Here is a 328-nt window from a genome sequence, read left to right on the forward strand (position 1 = left end):
CCTCGAAGTTGACGGTGTAGGTGTAGACGCCGCGGCCGATCTGATCCTCGGCCTTCACCTCCTCGCCGTCGAGGGTGAGCTTGACGGCGGCGATGTCCTCGTCATCGCCGGAAAGCACGAACTTCAGCGTCCCGGTCACATCGAAATCGGCCGTCTTGGGCCCGGTGACATCGCCCGCCTCCACGGTCTTGCCGTCCTGGACGACCTCGATGTAGACGCTTGAGCCCTCGGGCACGTTGTAGCTGAACTTGGCGCTCGTCGGCGCCACAGGCTGCTGGGTGGGCGCCGTTGCGTCGCCCACGCCCTCGTTTGCGGCACCGGTATCGGT

1 protein-coding gene is annotated in these 328 nt (G+C 65.9%); it reads right to left on the bottom strand.

Features of this window, described 5'->3' with window-relative positions; genetic code table 11:
- Nucleotides 1–301 (bottom strand): hypothetical protein (locus NE591_RS13530; protein ID WP_256156895.1); only part of this gene is annotated, 301 nt, incomplete at its 3' end.
- Between the last annotated feature and the right edge of the window lie 27 nt (nt 302–328).

Origin of the sequence: Adlercreutzia sp. DFI.6.23 (genome assembly GCF_024462535.1) — a bacterium.
GTDB lineage: Bacteria > Actinomycetota > Coriobacteriia > Coriobacteriales > Eggerthellaceae > Adlercreutzia > Adlercreutzia rubneri.